The organism is Mycobacteroides abscessus ATCC 19977 (assembly GCF_000069185.1).
Taxonomy (GTDB): domain Bacteria; phylum Actinomycetota; class Actinomycetes; order Mycobacteriales; family Mycobacteriaceae; genus Mycobacterium; species Mycobacterium abscessus.
The window spans coordinates 1,978,298-1,993,973 of record NC_010397.1; the positions used below are offsets into that span (position 1 = coordinate 1,978,298).

Genomic DNA, 15,676 nt, shown 5'->3' on the forward strand with positions numbered 1-15,676 from the left:
GCTTAAGCTTGTCCGCGATGAACAGCATTCAGGTCGCCGACCAGACCTTTATCGCGGCAGATCCCGCGGACATCGGCCGCGCCATCTCAAGCCCCGCGGACTGGCGCCGTTGGTGGCCTGACCTGCAGCTCAACGTTGTCGAGGAACGCGGTGAGAAGGGTATCCGCTGGACGGTGGCCGGGCCGCTCACCGGCACCATGGAGGTGTGGCTCGAACCCGCCCTGGACGGGGCGATCGCGCACTACTTTCTGCATGCCGAGCCCACCGGTGCCAGCCCGGCGCAGCTGGCCAAGCTGAATCTGGCCCAGCTGAATCATGCCCGTCGTGTGGCCGGCAAGCGGTTTGCCTTCGAGGTCAAGCAACGGCTGGAGGCCGGCCGCCCGATTGGTGAATCACGGGCCCGGCAGGCCTGATCACGCCGGGGCGAGCACGACTATCGGGATGGGCCGGGACGTCGCGCGCTGATATGCGCTGTAGTGGCCAGAGTTGTTGGTATCAGCCAACTTCCATAGCCGTTCATAATCGGCATCGCCCGGGAGCAGGGCGGTGGCGTGTACGCGGCGTTTCTCGCGGCCCAGCTGAACCTGCACGTCAGGGTGGGCCTTGAGGTTGTGATACCAGGCAGGGTTGCGGCGGGCCCCGCCGTTGGACGCCACGATGACCAGATCCTTGCCGTCGTGGGCGTAGGTCAACGAGTTGATGCGCCGGGCGCCGGACTTGGCGCCGACAGACGTCAGCAACAGGTTGGGAGCCATCCCCGGAACGTGATGACCCAGATAGCCTTTCGAGGCGATATAGATGCGCTGGTGCACACCGAGCACCTTCGCCACCAGTCGGCTCATGGGTGTCCTTCCGTGGTGAGGCCGCGGCGAATTGCCAGGATGGGAGTATCCGAGCGCCATCGAGAAGGGTAGCGTCTGTCAGGTGGCTGAGAAGACTACCCAAACGATTGCCATCGATGCCGAGCCCGGCAAGGTGATGGCGGTGATCGCCGATATCGGCGCCTACCCGGAATGGGTGTCGGAGTACAAGGAAACCGAGGTGCTCGACACCGACTCGGAGGGCAGGGTCAAACGCGCCCGGTTGGTGTTGGACGCCGGTGTCCTCAAGGACACGCAGGTCCTGGAGTATGTGTGGTCCCCGGATGGCCGAAAGGTCACCTGGACCCTTGCGGAAAGTTCCCTGTTGCGCTCGCTGGAAGGGACATACCTTTTGGCGCCCAAGGGCTCTGGCACCGAGGTGACCTACGAGCTGGCGGTCGACCTTCAAATTCCGATGATCGGAATGCTCAAGCGCAAGGCCGAGCGCAAGATCACCGATTCCGCGCTCAAGGACCTGAAGAAGCGAGTCGAATCTGACCGCTAGCGACGTCGGGGAGGAACTCGTGTCCCGTCCCGGAGACGCCGCCCCCGAGGTCCACGCACCTCCCGCAGCCACCATCGGTCTGTTCGTTGGCAAGGGGGGCGTGGGCAAGTCGACGCTGGCCGGCGCCACCGCGGTGCGCCATGCGCGTGCCGGGCAGCGGGTATTGGCGGTATCGACCGACCAGGCCCATTCCCTGGGCGATGTCTTCGGTGTGCGGGTCGACCCATCCCCGGGCGCTCATTGCGTGCGGGTGATCGAGGATCCGTACGGGGGCGAACTCGATGTCATGGCGCTGGACACTCTGGGCTTGCTGGAACGACGTTGGGGTGACATCGCCGACACTATTGCCGCGCAATATCCGGAATCGGATATCGGATCGCTTGCCCCCGAAGAGCTTTCCGCGTTGCCGGGCGTGCAGGAGATGCTCGGACTGCATGAGGTGCAGCAGCTCGCCGATACGGGCGAATGGGATGTGGTGGTGGTCGACTGTGCCTCCACGGCCGACGCCTTGCGGATGCTCACTCTCCCTGGAACTTTCGCGATGTATTTGGAGCGGGCCTGGCCTCGGCATCGCAGGCTCGGCGGAGTCGGCACACCACGCGCGCTGATATTGGCCGAACTGCTGGAACGCATTGCGGCGTCGGCCGATCGGCTGGCTGTCTTGCTCTCAGACGCCGAACGGGTGGGGGCTCATCTGGTGCTGACTCCCGAACGGGTGGTGGTGGCAGAGGCCATCCGCACCGTGGGAGCGCTGGCGCTGATGGGAGTGCGGATCGACCAAGTGATCGTCAACCAGGTTCTCATTCAAGATGATTCGTACGAATATCACAATCTTCCGGATCATCCCGCCTTCGACTGGTATATGCAGCGCATCACGGATCAGTCCGCCGTTCTCGACGAGATGGGGGAGGCGATCGGAGATGTCCAAATGCTGTTGGTGCCGCATCTGCCCCGCGAACCCATCGGGCCGGACGCGCTCGGGGAACTGGCCGAGTCGGTACGCCGCCGCGACGGCGCCAAGCCGCCCGCGCCGCTGGCAACCGTCGTCGAACATGAATCCGGATCCGGAGCGGACACCGTCTATCGGTTGCGGCTAGAGTTACCGCAGATCGACCCGGCCACGTTGAGCCTCGGCCGGGTGGGAGATGACCTGGTCATCGGCGCAAACGGGATGCGCCGGCGGGTCCGGCTGGCCTCCGTGCTGCGGCGCTGTGTGGTTGTCGATGCCCGGCTCGTCGGTGGCGAGCTGACCATACGGTTCAGAGCGGATCCGGAGGTGTGGCCGACGTGACGGGTACTCATCCGGAGCTCGGCCCTGAGCTGCGTGCGTTGGCCACCTCGATCCTGGACAAGCTTGATCCCGCGTTGCGTCAGGCCGCGCGTGCCGCGGCGGACGGCGGGACGCCCGGGAAATGCAACCAACTGTTCTGCCCGGTGTGCGCGCTGGCCGCTCTTGTCGAGGGTGAGCACCATCCGCTGTTGGCGACGATCGCCGAACATAGCTTGGCCCTGGTGATGGTGGTGCGGGCGATGCTGGAGGCAGAGGGTGCGGGCGATCCGAGTGGCCCGGACGATCCCGACGGCGGTGGAACTGATCCCGAGTATCGCAGTCCCTTCCCGCCGCCGCCGAGCTCGCAATCGACTGGCTACCAACCGATTCCGGTTGATATCGGAGAGTAGCTAGCGGCTCAGAATCTGGGACGTCGCGTCCCATATATCGGCCTGTTGCCCGCTGTCGGGGAACCTGACGCGTTATAGGCCTCTACCAGCGTCGGGGAGTTTCACAATCCTGGTAAACACCGGGGCACCGGTGGTGTCACGTGCCCAGCAGACACGCTCGGTCCGTGTCGATCGATCGCGCGGACTCCAGGCGCGGGCACGTTAGTTTCCGGGACCTTAAACAGTCCACGGAGTTTCGCAGTCGCCGAGGGTAAGCTCGGCGCCAGCCCCATGGGATTCATCGGGGATTGGCATGGGGATCGGGAGAGGATGCGCGATGTTCTATTGGCTGCTGAAGTACATCTTCATGGGGCCGATCCTGCAGCTGATGGGCCGGCCGAAGGTGGAAGGCCTGGAGAACATCCCGTCGTCCGGGCCGGCGATCTTGGCCGGAAACCATCTCGCCGTGGTGGACAGCTTCTTTCTCCCGTTGGTCTGCCCGCGCCGGGTGACGTTCCTGGCGAAGAGTGAATACTTCACTGAGCCCGGTTTCAAGGGCTGGCTCAAGAAGGTCTTCTTCGGCGGTTCGGGACAGGTGCCGATCGACAGAACCAGTGCCGACGCCGCCGAGAACGCCCTGAGCACTGCCAAGCGGCTCCTCGGCGAGGGGAAGCTGTTGGGCATCTACCCGGAGGGCACGCGCTCGCCCGACGGTCGTCTGTACAAGGGCAAGACCGGGCTGGCGCGTATGGCGCTGGCAACCGGGGTGCCGGTCATTCCCGTCGCCATGGTCGGCACCAATGTCATGAACCCGCCGGGGACCGCGCGCTGGCACTTTTCCAAGGTCACCGTGAAAATCGGCAAGCCCCTCGATTTCTCGCGATTCGACGGGATGGCCGGTAACCGATTCATCGAACGAGCGGTCATCGACGAAGTGATGTACGAGCTGATGCAGTTGTCCGGTCAGGAGTACGTCGACATCTACGCGGCCTCCCTCAAGAAAGACGCAGACACGCCAAAGCCTGCGGGCCCTGCTCAGCAGCCCGATCGCATGCCGGAGAGCGCCGCCGGTTAATTCGGTGTTCAAGCATCTTGCCTGCGTCTGAGGCGCCACCTCGTCGTGGGGCGTTGGTCAGCTATCCGTGCCGGTACCGCTACTCTTGATCCACCGGCGGGAGAACTGAGAGATGCGAGGGCCGTGCCGAATTCAATAGATGCAACCACCATCGCGGACGGCGGCTCCACTCGTCGAGTCGCCCGATGGATTACGTGGGGTGGCCCGCTCGTCCTCGCGATTGCCTTGTTGTTGCACGCGATCGTCTTCATCCACTGGCCCACATATGCGCTGCAGATCGATGTGTTGGTGTACCGATTCGGCGGCACACGGGTACTCGACGGCCTGGACCTGTATTCGATCGGGCGCAACGGCGAGATCGACGATCTGCTGTTCACGTACACCCCGTTCGCGGCCTTGGTCTTCACCCCGCTGGCGTTCATCACCGACTTCACCGCCCAGGTCCTGTCGCTCATGGTGTTCCCGGCGCTACTGGTCTATTCGGTCTGGCGCATGCTGAATTGGCTGAACATCTCCGCCAAGGCGGGGCTTTGGGGGCTATTGGCCCTGCTGGTCGGGCTGGTCTCGTGGCTCGAGCCGGTCCGGCTCTCCATTCAGTTGGGGCAGATCAATCTGTTGATCCTCGCGGTGGTGGTCACGGACATCCTGGCTCCCAAACGATGGAGGCTGGCAGGCATCGGCATCGGCATCGTGGCCGGGATCAAGCTGACTCCGATGATCTTCATCGTCTTCCTGTTCGTGGTGGGACGGATCCGCGCCGCTGTCGTCGCCACGGTCACCCTGATCGCCACCGTCGGACTGGGCTTCATTTTTCTGCCCTCGGCCTCCCACTACTACTGGGTGGATCGCTCCTTCGAGAAGATCAGCCGCATCACCCGGGACCCGACCGCAAGCACCAGCATCAGCGGGCTGTTCCTCAGGCTGGACCTTTCCGCCGGAATCGCCACGGCGCTATCGGCCCTGGTGATCGTGATGAGCCTGGTGGTCGCGACCCTGGCCTACCGGCGAAATCAGCTATTGCTGGCGATATCCATCGTCGGCATGGCCTCGGCGGCCGCCTCCCCGTTCAGCTGGAGCCATCACTGGGTGTGGTTCGTACCGTTGGTGGTGCACCTGGGCTACCGCGGCTACGTGCTGGGCAAGCGCGCATCCGCGATCACCATGTGGGCGTTCTGCGTGGTGTTCGCGGCCTGGTTCACGAGTTTGAGCGGAAAGACGCCGGATTCGGGCGCGCTGACGCTGCGGCCGGGCGGCGTGCTGAACGAGGTGATCCCCAGCCTGTACGTGTTCGTTCATCTGGTGGTGCTGGTGGCCAGCTGGATATGGCTACGGCGCGATACGCCGGGTGTGAACGATGTTGCGGGCGAGGATGAATCGCCACCGGCCGATGAGCTCGCGCCGGCGTCGCCGGCGCATAACTAGGCGGCTTGCGTGCGCTATTTCTACGACACCGAGTTCATTGACGACGGCCGCACCATCGAACTCATCTCCATCGGGATGGTGAGCGAAGACGGTCGCGAGTATTACGCCGTCTCCACCGCGTTCGATCCACAGCAGGCGGGCCCCTGGGTGCGTCAGCATGTGCTGCCCAAGCTGCCGGCGCTGTCGTCGCCGCTGTGGCGTTCCCGCGGGCAGATCCGTGACGAGCTGGCCGAGTTCATGGGACTGAGCGGGGGCAGCGGGCCCGCCGACCCCATCGAACTGTGGGCCTGGGTGGGCGCCTATGACCATGTGGCGCTCTGTCAGCTGTGGGGGCCCATGACCGCGCTGCCGCAGCCGGTCCCACGGTTCACCCTCGAACTCAAGCAGCTCTGGAACGACCTAGGGCGCCCGGCCATGCCGAAACGGCCCGCCGACTCCCACGACGCGCTGGTCGATGCCCGGTTCAACCTGGCTCGCTACCGTGCGATGGTCGGGGAAAAATCCGCTGGTTAAGGCCGGTTAAGATGGGTTCGTGAACTGGACAGTCGACGTCCCCATCGACCAATTGCCGGAGCTGCCGCCGCTCCCGGCGGATCTGCGTGAGCGCCTTGATGCTGCTCTGGCCAAACCTGCTGCTCAGCAGCCGAGCTGGCCCGCGAATCAGGCCGCCGCGATGCGCACCGTGCTGGAAAGCGTGCCGCCGATCACGGTGCCCGCGGAGATTCAGCGTTTGCAGCGTCAGCTGGCTCAGGTGGCGCGTGGCGAGGCGTTCCTGCTGCAGGGCGGCGACTGCGCCGAGACTTTCGCGGACAACACCGAGCCGCATATTCGCGCGAACATCCGCGCGTTGCTGCAGATGGCTGTGGTGCTCACCTACGGGGCGAGCATGCCGGTGGTCAAGCTTGCCCGCATTGCCGGCCAGTACGCCAAGCCGCGCAGTTCTGACACCGACGCGCTGGGCTTGAAGTCCTACCGCGGTGACATGGTGAACGGTTTCGCGCCCGACGCGACCCTGCGTGAGCACGACCCATCGCGGTTGGTGCGCGCCTACGCCAACGCCAGCGCCGCGATGAATCTGGTGCGGGCACTGACCGGCTCCGGGATGGCCTCATTGGCCCTCGTGCACGACTGGAACCGCGAATTCGTCCGCACCTCGCCGGCCGGGGCCCGGTACGAGGCGCTGGCCGGCGAGATCGATCGTGGTCTGAAGTTCATGAGCGCCTGCGGTGTGGTCGATTCGAACCTGGACACCGCGGAGATCTACGCCAGTCACGAAGCGCTGGTGCTCGACTACGAACGTGCGATGCTGCGCCTGGGTGAGGACGAGAACGGCGAGCCCGCGCTGTATGACCTGTCGGCGCACTACCTGTGGATCGGCGACCGCACCCGACAGCTCGATCACGCGCATGTCGCGTTCGCCGAGATCATCGCCAACCCGATCGGGATGAAGATCGGCCCGACCACCACACCCGATCAGGCGGTCGAGTACGTGGAACGTCTTGACCCGCACAACAAGCCGGGCCGCCTGACCTTCGTCTCCCGCATGGGCAATTCGAAGGTGCGCGATCTGCTTCCACCGATCATCGAGAAGGTGCGGGCCACCGGGCACCAGGTGGTCTGGCAGTGCGACCCAATGCACGGCAACACCCATGAGTCGCCGAGCGGTTACAAGACAAGGCATTTCGACCGGATCGTCGATGAGGTGCAGGGTTACTTCGAGGTGCACAACGCCCTCGGCACCCACCCGGGCGGCATCCACGTCGAGATCACCGGTGAGAATGTCACCGAGTGTCTCGGTGGCGCACAGGACATTTCGGACGACGACCTCGCCGGTCGCTACGAGACTGCGTGCGATCCGCGGCTGAACACCCAGCAGTCGCTGGAGTTGGCGTTTCTCGTGGCGGAGATGCTCAGAGACTAGGGCCGCGGCCTAGAGCAAGTTGGTGATGTTGGCGCCCAGCGACCAGCATCCCGCCGCCACCGAGCTGGTGAGGATCAGGACGATCACCAGCCAGATGAAGATGGCGCGGCGGCTCTGTTGGCGTTCGTATCGGTAGTCCGAGTCGTCGATATCGGCAAAGAACGCCGATTCATCTGGTTCGCCGTCGAATTCCTCGTCGTAACCGGCGTCGTACGCAGGGACGGGGTCCATCATCCGCGTGGGGTTGGGCACTCGGGGGCGTGGCGGGGTGCTCGGCCGTGCCGAAACGCCCAAGGCGGCCGCGGCCGAGGCGGCGTCGGCGGCATCGGCCTGGCCAGGGGCGCTGAGGTTGCCGGTGGTATTGCCGCCAGAATCGATCAGCCGGCTGCGGTACAGCTGCTCGGCGACATGCTGTTTGGAGTCGCGGGGGGCCGGCACCCGAAACGGCGGCAGTCGTAGTTCGGAGGAGATCGCGTCCAGTTCTGCCCCGAACTGTGCGGCGTCGGCATAACGTGCGTCCGGGTCGCGGGAGGTGGCACGCAACACCAGCTCATCGAATTCCTCCGGGACACCGTCGATCGCCTCGCTGGGTGCCTGCACATCGCGATCGATGCGCTGGTAGGCCAGCGCCAGCGGGGTATCGCCCGTGAATGGTGTTGAGCCGGTGAGTAGTTCGTACATCAGAATGCCAGCCGAGTAGACATCGCTACGCGGGCCGGCCGACCCGGTGCGCACCTGCTCTGGGGACAGGTACGCCGCGGTGCCCAAGATCACGCTGGTCGACGTGATGCCTGCCTCGGCCACGGCACGGACCAGTCCGAAATCGGCGAGTTTGACCTCGCCGTCATCGGAGATCAGCACATTCTCGGGCTTGACGTCGCGGTGAACCAATCCTGATCGATGGGCCACCGCCAAACCACCCAGCAGGGGATTGAATACCGCGGCCACCGCGTGCGGTGGCATCGGACCGCGTTCCCGCAGTAGCTCGCGCAGGGTGCCGCCGTCGATCAGCTCCATCACCAGGAAGGGATGCCTACCGTCCATGCCTTGGTCGAAGACGGCCACCAGTCCCGGATGTCGCAGCCGGGCCACCGCACGCGCCTCCAGCCGGAAGCGTGCGAGAAACCCGCTGTCGGACGCGTAACGACTATCCATCACCTTGACGGCCACGGGGCGATCCAGCCGGGTGTCCAGCCCTCGGTACACGGTCGACATGCCGCCCGTCGCGATCGGAGCTTCGATGCGATACCGGCCATCGAGCACCGCGCCGATCATCGGATCGAGGCGGCCGGTCGGGGACTTGGGCGATGTCATCGCACCGATCGTATCGAGTGATGCGGGCACCTCCCGCCGTCAATGCCGCTTATCGAGCATTTCGCGCAAAGAGTTGAGGATCGGCCCGGCCCCCGAGAACAGCATGGTGCGCCACTGGCGGTGCAGCGGGATGGACGGGTCGAACCGGCTGTAGGTGACGCGCAGGCGGGTGCCGCCGGGCTCGGGGAGCAGGTTCCATCGGGAGGTCACTTCGATGCCGGGGGCGGTCAACACCTGCTCGATGTGTTCGTAGGGCTCCACGCTGGTGTAGGTGGTGCACACCACACCGTCGAATCCGACGGCAGGTTGAGGGTGGGTGACCATCACGCGAGTCGATCCGACCTCGACCGGTGCGTCGCTGACTTCCTTCACCTGTGAGGCGGTGAGCTCGCGAGAGACGAGCACATCCCACACCTTTTCGACAGGGTAGGGGTAGTACTCGCTGTGGGTGATCGATGTCGGATCGCCGGAACTCGTCACCGTCCGAAGGTTACGCGCGTCACCACACCCGGAGGACACTTTTCGACGACGGTGGCGCTCGGGGCGACTAGCGTCATTTGTCATGAGCGCAATTCCGTACGTTGCCGACACCCTTGACGCCGATGAGCCGCTGTTCACCCTCAAGGAGGTGGCCGCGCGCCTACGAGTGCCGGTGAGCAAGGTTCAGCAGTATTTGCGCGACGGTGAGCTGATCGCGGTCAAACGTGACGGCGAAATCAAGGTTCCCGTCATCTTTTTCAGCCCGGAGGGGCCGGTGGTGAAGCACTTGTTCGGGCTGTTGTCCGTGCTGCGGGACGGTGGGTACCACGAGCCCGAGATCCTGCGCTGGCTGTTCGCGGGCGATGAGTCGCTCACGGTGAGCAGGGATGGCACCACGGAGCGAATCGAGGCGGCCCGCCCGGTCGACGCGCTGCACGGACATCAGGCACGTGAAGTGCTGCGCCGGGCGCAGGCCATGGCCTACTAGGCGGCCGGCGCCGAGCCGTCCGGTTCGGGAGCGGTATTGATCATCCGCCAGGCGATGGCAGCGCACGTCGCAGCGATCAACACGTGGATCCATACGTACATGCCGTGGGAGCCATCGGGTTTGAAGATCACCATGATCCACGTGGAGAACCCGGCGATCGCCGCGATGGCGCCGCGCGATTGCAGTAGCGGCGCCGCGATGGCCAACGGCCAACTGTAATACCAGGGTAGGGCGGCCGGCGCCATGAGGACCACGATCGACATCGCCCACAGGATGCCGAACATCGCGTCACGCTCGTTGTGCCGATGGCGCCACCACACCACCGGCAGGCTGACCGCGATAACCAAGACGCCGATGATGCGCATGACCTCAAGCACGGCATCGAAATTGACGGTGACGAAGAGACCGGCCACTACGTTGATGACGTTGGCGACGGCGGTGGGGATGGTCAGCCAGTTGATGATCTTGACGGCTGAGCCCGCGAAGGCGGTGAGCCAGCCGAAGCCGACACCGGTGATCCAGGACATGAGGGCGAACGTCGTCAGGGAGATCGCCACCGAACCGATTGATGCAAGGGCAAACGCCGCCGGCGGGCGGCGCGGTGGTGCACCGTCCACGTGGTCGGAAGCCAGGCGGCGCATCCAGATCCACACCAGGAAGGGCAGCGCCAGGCCGGCGCTCGCCTTGACCATGACACCGAGCGCCACCACTGCGATACCCCAAACATGATGCCGCTCAAGGGTGAGCGCGATGCCGGCCATCATGAGACCGACCATCAGCATCTCGTTGTGCACACCACCCATGAGATGGATGATCACCAGCGGGTTCAGCACGCAGATCCACAACGCCTTGCTGGCGCTGGCCGAGAAGAATTGTGCGACTCGGGGTGTGGCCCACACCAGCAGCGCCAGCCCGGGCAGCATGCACAGGCGCAACAGCATGGTGCCCGCCACCACGTCGTCACCGACGATCTGCGTGACGAACCGTGCGATGAGCAGGAACAGCGGTCCATACGGCGCCGTGGTCGTGGTCCAGATCGGGCTGACGTTCTCCAGCAATGCGTTCGGATTCTCGACCGGTCCCACCAGATAGGGGTCGAATCCATCGCGCAGCAAGGCACCCTGAGCCAGGTACGAGTAGGCGTCCCGGCTGAACACCGGAACCGAGGCCAGCAGGGGTAACAGCCAGCACGGGATGACGATCAGCAGAGACTCTTTGGTCACCTTGCCCGCGATGACATGTCGGCCCAGCCCCAGCCAGGCCAGCAGCATGAGAACCACCCCGAGCCACATGCAGATCGAGGACACCACCAGCCCGTGGCCGAAACGCAGCCAGGACAGTCCGGCCGATTCCAGCAGCGGGTCGTGCTGGCGCGTGCTTCCCGCACCCAGTCCGCCGATGGCCACGAGGATCGCGCCACCGAATCCGATCGTGGCCGCACGCCCGGCGGGGGAGCGCAGGAACGAGGACACCCATCCGGGGGCCGGTGCGGGCGCCGGACTGTCGGGATCTGGTTTTGGTTCTTGGGAAGGCTCCAAGGCCTTTGACGATGTACTCACGTGATCATGCGCTCCGGTTGGACACCAATCGGACCAGGTCTGATAGTGCGGCGCGGGCATCGTCGGCAATATCTGCGCCCGCCAACTGGTCCAGGGCGCGATGCGTGTGTTCCTCGATGCGAGATTCCACCGCCCCGAGCGCGCCCAAGTCGACTATGAGTGAACACATCTCGGCAACCTGCTGGTCGGTGAGCGGGGTACCGATCCAGGAATGCAGCAGATCCTCGGCGGCGCTGTCGCGCTGGCGGGCCAACCGGAGGGCTTCGGCCAGGAGTACGGTGCGCTTTCCGGAGCGCAGATCATCTCCGGCGGGTTTTCCGGTCACCTTCGGATCCCCGAACACGCCGAGGACGTCATCGCGCAGCTGGAACGCGATGCCGATATCGAGCCCGACATCGCCGAGGAGACGTGAGATTTCCGCATTCTCGCCTGCGATCGCGACACCGAGCTGCAACGGTCGCTGCACCGTGTACCCGGCGGTCTTGAATCGGATTACCCGCAGGGCGGTTTCGACGGATTCGTCACCGGAAGATTCGGACAGGATGTCCAGATATTGGCCGCCGAGCACCTCGCTGCGCAGGATCGACCAGACACCACGCGCCCGCACGTGCGCTTCGGGCGAGAGCTGTGCGCCGACCACCATGTCGTCGGCCCACGTGAGCGCCAGGTCGCCGAGGAGGATCGCGGCCGATATCCCGAACTGCTCAGGGGAGCCCGACCAGCCATTCTCGCGGTGCAGCGCGGCGAACTCCACGTGGATGGTCGGTTCGCCCCGCCTGGTCGCGGAGCTGTCGATGACGTCATCGTGGATGAGCGCGCAGGTGTGGAGAAGTTCCAGCGCGGCACATACCCGGAGAACTTCGGGGTTCCACGGGTCTGGGTCGTCGGTGATCGCGCGCCAGCCCCAGTAGGCGAATGCCGGGCGCAGCCTCTTACCGCCGCGCAGCACAAACCGGTCCAGGGCGGTGATGGCGTGCTCATAGTGCTGCCCGATGTGCGCGGTGTGCTCGCGGCATTCGGCCAGGAACTGGCTTAATTGGTCGCTTACCGCATCGGTCAGGTGCCGGGCGTTGGCAGCGGCTACGTTGACACTCAGCGCGGCGTCCTTTCACGGTGCGGTAATTCAGTCCCGGATGTGCGGGGAGTGAACCTAGAGTAATCCCACCTATCCTGAACAGGTGACAACCAACCCGCTCGACCGCGATGGACCGGTCGCCGAGCTGCAGGATCCGGGGTCGATCGCCGATCGGCTCACCGCGGTCCAGCCCGGCGAGATCGCGTTCTCGGTCGAGTTCATGCCGCCCCGGGACGAGGCGGCTGAGGCTCGTTTGTGGCGGGCGGCAAGAGTTTTCGAGCGGTACCGGCCAGTGTTCGTTTCGGTCACCTACGGTGCGGGCGGTTCCACCCGTGACCGCACGGTGCGGGTGACCGGTGAGCTTGCCGAGAACACCACGTTGCTGCCGGTCGCGCATCTGACGGCCGTCGGACACACCGTCGATGAGCTGCGCGCCATGGTGGGTGCGTATGTCGATCGCGGTATCACCAATATCCTTGCCCTGCGCGGCGATCCGGCCGGCGACGTGAACGCCGAGTGGGTACCGCATCCGGGCGGACTGACCTACGCCGAACAACTGGTGCGGTTGGTCCGCGACCTCGGCGATTTCCATGTCGGGGTCGCCTCTTTCCCCGAGGGGCATCCGCAAGCGATCGACCTGGAAAGCGATACCGCCAATCTGGTGAACAAGTTGCGTGCGGGTGCCGAGTACTCCATCACGCAGATGTTTTTCGACGTCGACGACTATCTCAGGCTGCGCGACCGGGTGGTAGCGGCAGATCCGGAGCAGGGGGCCAAGCCCATTGTCCCCGGCCTGATGCCCATCACCTCGCTGCGTTCGGTACGTCGTCAGGTGGAGCTTTCCTCGTCCACGCTGCCCACGGCATTGGAGGAGCGGCTGCTCAGGGCGGCGGGCGACGGTCCGGAAGAGAACCGCGACGAGGTCCGCAAGGTGGGTGTCGAGGTCACCACCACGATGGCTTCGCGGCTGCTGGCCGAGGGTGTGCCGTGTCTGCACTTCATGACCCTCAACTTTGCGCGGGCCACCTCAGAGGTGTTGGAGAATCTCGGGGTGAGGGTTACTCCGGGAACTGCTCGGGGGTAAACCGCGGCGATTGGTCGCGGTCTAGCCACGCCATGGAGGCGACGAGGGCGCCGACCAGCAGAGCGGCGATCGATACGAAGATCGCGGCACCATTGAACGAGCGGGTGCTGGGATCGGTGTAGCGGGCGGTGGCGGTAAAGGAGCTGACCACACCGGGATTGAGTTTCCACTGCACGGAATCCGAGCCGAGCATCTCTCCGTTGGTGGATTCGATATCACCAGGGAAGGAAACCGCCAGCGAGACGTCTGCGTTCGAGTTGTCGCCCAGCGCGGTCAAGTCGGCACGACCTTCCAACACAACCACGTCGCCATTGCGGCGCAGGGTCAGGTCGAAGCCGGCCGCGTTCTTGTTCATGCCTGCCAGCTGAGGGACCTCGGAGAAGGTGAGGTCGTTGAAGATGGCGCGCGACCCGACCATGCCATTCTCTTCGTACTCGCTCACCTGAACCTTCTCGGCGAAGGACATGTTGCGATCGAGCTGGGGCCCCTTATCGTTCTTGCCCTGGGGTTTGGCGACGGCGATCAGCTGGCCGGAGACGTGATCGTCGGTGGTGACGGTCATCGAAGCCTTGACGCGTACGCATCCTGATAGCAGCGGAAGCGTCGCCAACAACAGCACGGCGGTGATCCGTGCCACCCGCCCTCGTCTAGTCATCGCGGATTATCGTGCCAGACGGCTGACACGCCCGGCTGTCGATATCCGGGCTCCAGGGGCAAAGCACGACCCAACACCGCGAATCGCCTGGGATCTCCTGCGAACTGGTGCTGCCGGATGACATCAGTGAATCCGAGCCGGCGGTACAACCGCCATGCGCGGTTGGATTCCCCGCTGATCTCGGGAGTGGACAGCAGGACATGTGACTCTGTGCGGCCCGCGAGCAGCCGTCGCGCCAGGGCCTCACCGTACCCGTGCCCCTGCAGACCGGGGTCGACATGCAGTTCGGTCAGCTCGAAGTACTGGTTGAGCAGGGCGTTTATCCGGTCGCGCGGCAGCCCCGTCTTGCGTAGACCCTGGCTGACCTGCTGATGCCACCACTGATCGGCCGCGCCGCGGTAGCCGTACGCGATTCCCACGATGCGGGCCTGCTCCGTCAGGTCCTCGGCGGGGCCGGTGATACCGGACGGGGCGGCTGGAGTATCAAAGATGGCAGCCGCCTGCCAGCCGGGCCTGCGGCTGTGCTCCAGCCACATGGGGGCGCGCTGATCCTCGGTGCCGTGCGGGTAGCCCATGGCGATGACGTAGACACGAAGGGCTTCGCTGAGCCGACGCTGCATATCGCGTTGCGACAGGTCGGCCAGAAATGTCGTCAACGTGGGTCCTCTGGGGTTCCGGTGGGAGGCTTCGGGTGTACTGCCCGGGTTTACCACGCCCGGCTGATTCCCGGGTGCAGTCGCGGCTTTCGCCCGGTTGTCGGCGCGCCGCGCTGCGCGTTGCCGGTGGGGAGTGGCTGGGAGATTGATGGGTGAACCGGGTGGTATGGCGGGTATTCACCTCGTATTATGAACGTGAGGGTGTTGTAACCACGGCACCCTTGATAAATAAGACATTCGGTGTCAGCGCTGCCCCGGCACTGATGCCAACACGACATAGCCAACCGGTTGCGGTGCGCCAGAGGGAGGGACCGATGCCACTCTCCGAGCACGAGCAGCGCATGCTCGACCAAATTGAGAGCGCGCTGTACGCGGAGGATCCCAAGTTTGCGTCGAGCGTGCGCGGAGGACGGCTGGGTGCGACCTCCGGCCGTCGCCGCTTGCAGGGTGCGGCACTGTTTTGCATCGGATTGGCCATGTTGGTGATCGGTGTCGCGGTACCTGCTACTCAGGTCGGAAACTTCCCGGTCCTGAGCGTGACCGGATTTGTCGTCATGTTTGGCGCGGCTGTCTTCGCGATCATCGGAAGCCGGCGCTCGGAGGCAAACCCGGCGGGACAGGGGGCGGGCGGCGCCGCCAGCCGTGTCCGCAAGAATCGCGCGGCCGGCTCCTTCGCGCAGCGCATGGAAGAGCGATTCCGCCGCCGCTTCGACAACTGACCAACATCCGCTAAGCCACTCCACATCACAGACCCGCGCAATCAGCGCGGGTCTGTTGCTGTTTGTGTTGCTGTCTGAAGCCGGCGACCGCGCCGCTCCATGTCATGGGACGAGTATGCGCAAGCGCGGTGGGCCGGCCAGGCCAAATCGTTATCAACTCGTCTAGATACCGGTGCCCCACTCGTCCCCACCGGGTTTACCTGCG

The 15,676-nt window shown here is 64.9% G+C and carries 18 protein-coding genes; 11 read left to right on the top strand and 7 right to left on the bottom strand.

All coding sequences use genetic code 11. The features are described 5' to 3' along the window. The first annotated feature begins 17 nt into the window (after positions 1 to 17). Positions 18 to 413: a hypothetical protein gene (locus MAB_RS10130; protein WP_005067531.1), complete on the top strand. Its 396-nt coding sequence runs from the start codon at positions 18 to 20 to the stop codon at positions 411 to 413. Here MAB_RS10130 and MAB_RS10135 read toward each other — a convergent pair whose 3' ends face one another. Beyond that, entirely contained in the window at positions 414 to 842 is a 429-nt protein-coding gene (locus MAB_RS10135) for a nitroreductase family deazaflavin-dependent oxidoreductase (RefSeq protein WP_005080240.1), read from the bottom strand. Between the two features lie 82 nt (positions 843 to 924). Between MAB_RS10135 and MAB_RS10140 the strand changes: the two genes are divergently transcribed. The 7 genes from MAB_RS10140 (at position 925) to MAB_RS10170 (ending at position 7,442) form a co-directional block, all read left to right on the top strand. Then, positions 925 to 1,365: an SRPBCC family protein gene (locus MAB_RS10140; protein WP_005060860.1), complete on the top strand. Its 441-nt coding sequence runs from the start codon at positions 925 to 927 to the stop codon at positions 1,363 to 1,365. Between the two features lie 19 nt (positions 1,366 to 1,384). After that, positions 1,385 to 2,656, top strand: a complete 1,272-nt coding sequence (locus MAB_RS10145) for an ArsA family ATPase (protein WP_012296493.1) — start codon at positions 1,385 to 1,387, stop codon at positions 2,654 to 2,656. Then, positions 2,653 to 3,045 (top strand): hypothetical protein, encoded by a 393-nt coding sequence (locus tag MAB_RS10150; RefSeq protein ID WP_005110482.1) that lies wholly within the window; start codon positions 2,653 to 2,655, stop codon positions 3,043 to 3,045. The genes MAB_RS10145 and MAB_RS10150 overlap by 4 nt, the downstream gene beginning before the upstream one ends. Positions 3,046 to 3,361: 316 nt before the next feature. Beyond that, positions 3,362 to 4,099, top strand: a complete 738-nt coding sequence (locus MAB_RS10155; RefSeq protein ID WP_005080236.1) for a lysophospholipid acyltransferase family protein — start codon at positions 3,362 to 3,364, stop codon at positions 4,097 to 4,099. 123 nt (positions 4,100 to 4,222) lie between these two features. Next, positions 4,223 to 5,521 carry a glycosyltransferase 87 family protein gene (locus MAB_RS10160; RefSeq protein ID WP_005080235.1) on the top strand — a complete coding sequence of 433 codons (1,299 nt, stop codon included), beginning with the start codon at positions 4,223 to 4,225 and terminating at the stop codon, positions 5,519 to 5,521. A gap of 9 nt (positions 5,522 to 5,530) precedes the next feature. Next, on the top strand, positions 5,531 to 6,034 hold the full coding sequence (locus MAB_RS10165; protein ID WP_005060872.1) for a polyadenylate-specific 3'-exoribonuclease AS: 504 nt from the start codon (positions 5,531 to 5,533) through the stop codon (positions 6,032 to 6,034). A gap of 19 nt (positions 6,035 to 6,053) precedes the next feature. Next, a complete protein-coding gene (locus MAB_RS10170; RefSeq protein WP_005110483.1) occupies positions 6,054 to 7,442 on the top strand; it encodes a class II 3-deoxy-7-phosphoheptulonate synthase in 1,389 nt (462 codons plus the stop codon). Between the two features lie 9 nt (positions 7,443 to 7,451). Here the strand turns inward: MAB_RS10170 and MAB_RS10175 are convergent, their stop codons facing one another. Beyond that, complete coding sequence (locus MAB_RS10175) at positions 7,452 to 8,717, bottom strand: protein kinase domain-containing protein (protein ID WP_005092429.1); 1,266 nt, start codon at positions 8,715 to 8,717, stop codon at positions 7,452 to 7,454. Between the two features lie 78 nt (positions 8,718 to 8,795). Beyond that, positions 8,796 to 9,236 carry an SRPBCC family protein gene (locus MAB_RS10180; RefSeq protein ID WP_005080233.1) on the bottom strand — a complete coding sequence of 147 codons (441 nt, stop codon included), beginning with the start codon at positions 9,234 to 9,236 and terminating at the stop codon, positions 8,796 to 8,798. A gap of 82 nt (positions 9,237 to 9,318) precedes the next feature. Between MAB_RS10180 and MAB_RS10185 the strand changes: the two genes are divergently transcribed. Beyond that, a complete protein-coding gene (locus tag MAB_RS10185) occupies positions 9,319 to 9,723 on the top strand; it encodes an Rv2175c family DNA-binding protein (protein WP_005060882.1) in 405 nt (134 codons plus the stop codon). Here the strand turns inward: MAB_RS10185 and MAB_RS10190 are convergent. Beyond that, positions 9,720 to 11,195, bottom strand: a complete 1,476-nt coding sequence (locus MAB_RS10190) for an alpha-(1->6)-mannopyranosyltransferase A (RefSeq protein WP_005086651.1) — start codon at positions 11,193 to 11,195, stop codon at positions 9,720 to 9,722. The genes MAB_RS10185 and MAB_RS10190 overlap by 4 nt on opposite strands. A gap of 91 nt (positions 11,196 to 11,286) precedes the next feature. Beyond that, positions 11,287 to 12,342 (bottom strand): polyprenyl synthetase family protein, encoded by a 1,056-nt coding sequence (locus tag MAB_RS10195; RefSeq protein WP_171512886.1) that lies wholly within the window; start codon positions 12,340 to 12,342, stop codon positions 11,287 to 11,289. A 118-nt stretch (positions 12,343 to 12,460) separates the two neighbouring features. On the opposite strand from MAB_RS10195, the gene metF reads away from it, so the two are divergent. Further along, positions 12,461 to 13,441 carry a methylenetetrahydrofolate reductase [NAD(P)H] gene (gene metF / locus MAB_RS10200; protein ID WP_005080230.1) on the top strand — a complete coding sequence of 327 codons (981 nt, stop codon included), beginning with the start codon at positions 12,461 to 12,463 and terminating at the stop codon, positions 13,439 to 13,441. Here the strand turns inward: metF and MAB_RS10205 are convergent. Further along, the gene (locus MAB_RS10205) at positions 13,416 to 14,078 is read right to left on the bottom strand and encodes an LppM family (lipo)protein (protein ID WP_005074933.1); all 663 of its coding nucleotides are present in this window, start codon (positions 14,076 to 14,078) and stop codon (positions 13,416 to 13,418) included. The genes metF and MAB_RS10205 overlap by 26 nt on opposite strands. Before the next feature lie 14 nt (positions 14,079 to 14,092). Beyond that, a complete protein-coding gene (locus tag MAB_RS10210; protein WP_005060891.1) occupies positions 14,093 to 14,752 on the bottom strand; it encodes a GNAT family N-acetyltransferase in 660 nt (219 codons plus the stop codon). Between the two features lie 314 nt (positions 14,753 to 15,066). Here MAB_RS10210 and MAB_RS10215 point away from each other — a divergent pair, with 314 nt between their 5' ends. Continuing rightward, the gene (locus MAB_RS10215; protein WP_005110487.1) at positions 15,067 to 15,471 is read left to right on the top strand and encodes a DUF3040 domain-containing protein; all 405 of its coding nucleotides are present in this window, start codon (positions 15,067 to 15,069) and stop codon (positions 15,469 to 15,471) included. Positions 15,472 to 15,676: the final 205 nt, after the last annotated feature.

Bases quoted from the DNA above. Each gene is read 5' to 3' on its own strand.
- MAB_RS10130 (WP_005067531.1), top strand. From the start codon at position 18: ATGAACAGCATTCAGGTCGCCGACCAGACCTTTATCGCGGCAGATCCC.
- MAB_RS10155 (WP_005080236.1), top strand. From the start codon at position 3,362: ATGTTCTATTGGCTGCTGAAGTACATCTTCATGGGGCCGATCCTGCAG.
- MAB_RS10135 (WP_005080240.1), bottom strand. From the start codon at position 842: ATGAGCCGACTGGTGGCGAAGGTGCTCGGTGTGCACCAGCGCATCTAT.
- MAB_RS10185 (WP_005060882.1), top strand. From the start codon at position 9,319: ATGAGCGCAATTCCGTACGTTGCCGACACCCTTGACGCCGATGAGCCG.
- MAB_RS10175 (WP_005092429.1), bottom strand. From the start codon at position 8,717: ATGATCGGCGCGGTGCTCGATGGCCGGTATCGCATCGAAGCTCCGATC.
- MAB_RS10215 (WP_005110487.1), top strand. From the start codon at position 15,067: ATGCCACTCTCCGAGCACGAGCAGCGCATGCTCGACCAAATTGAGAGC.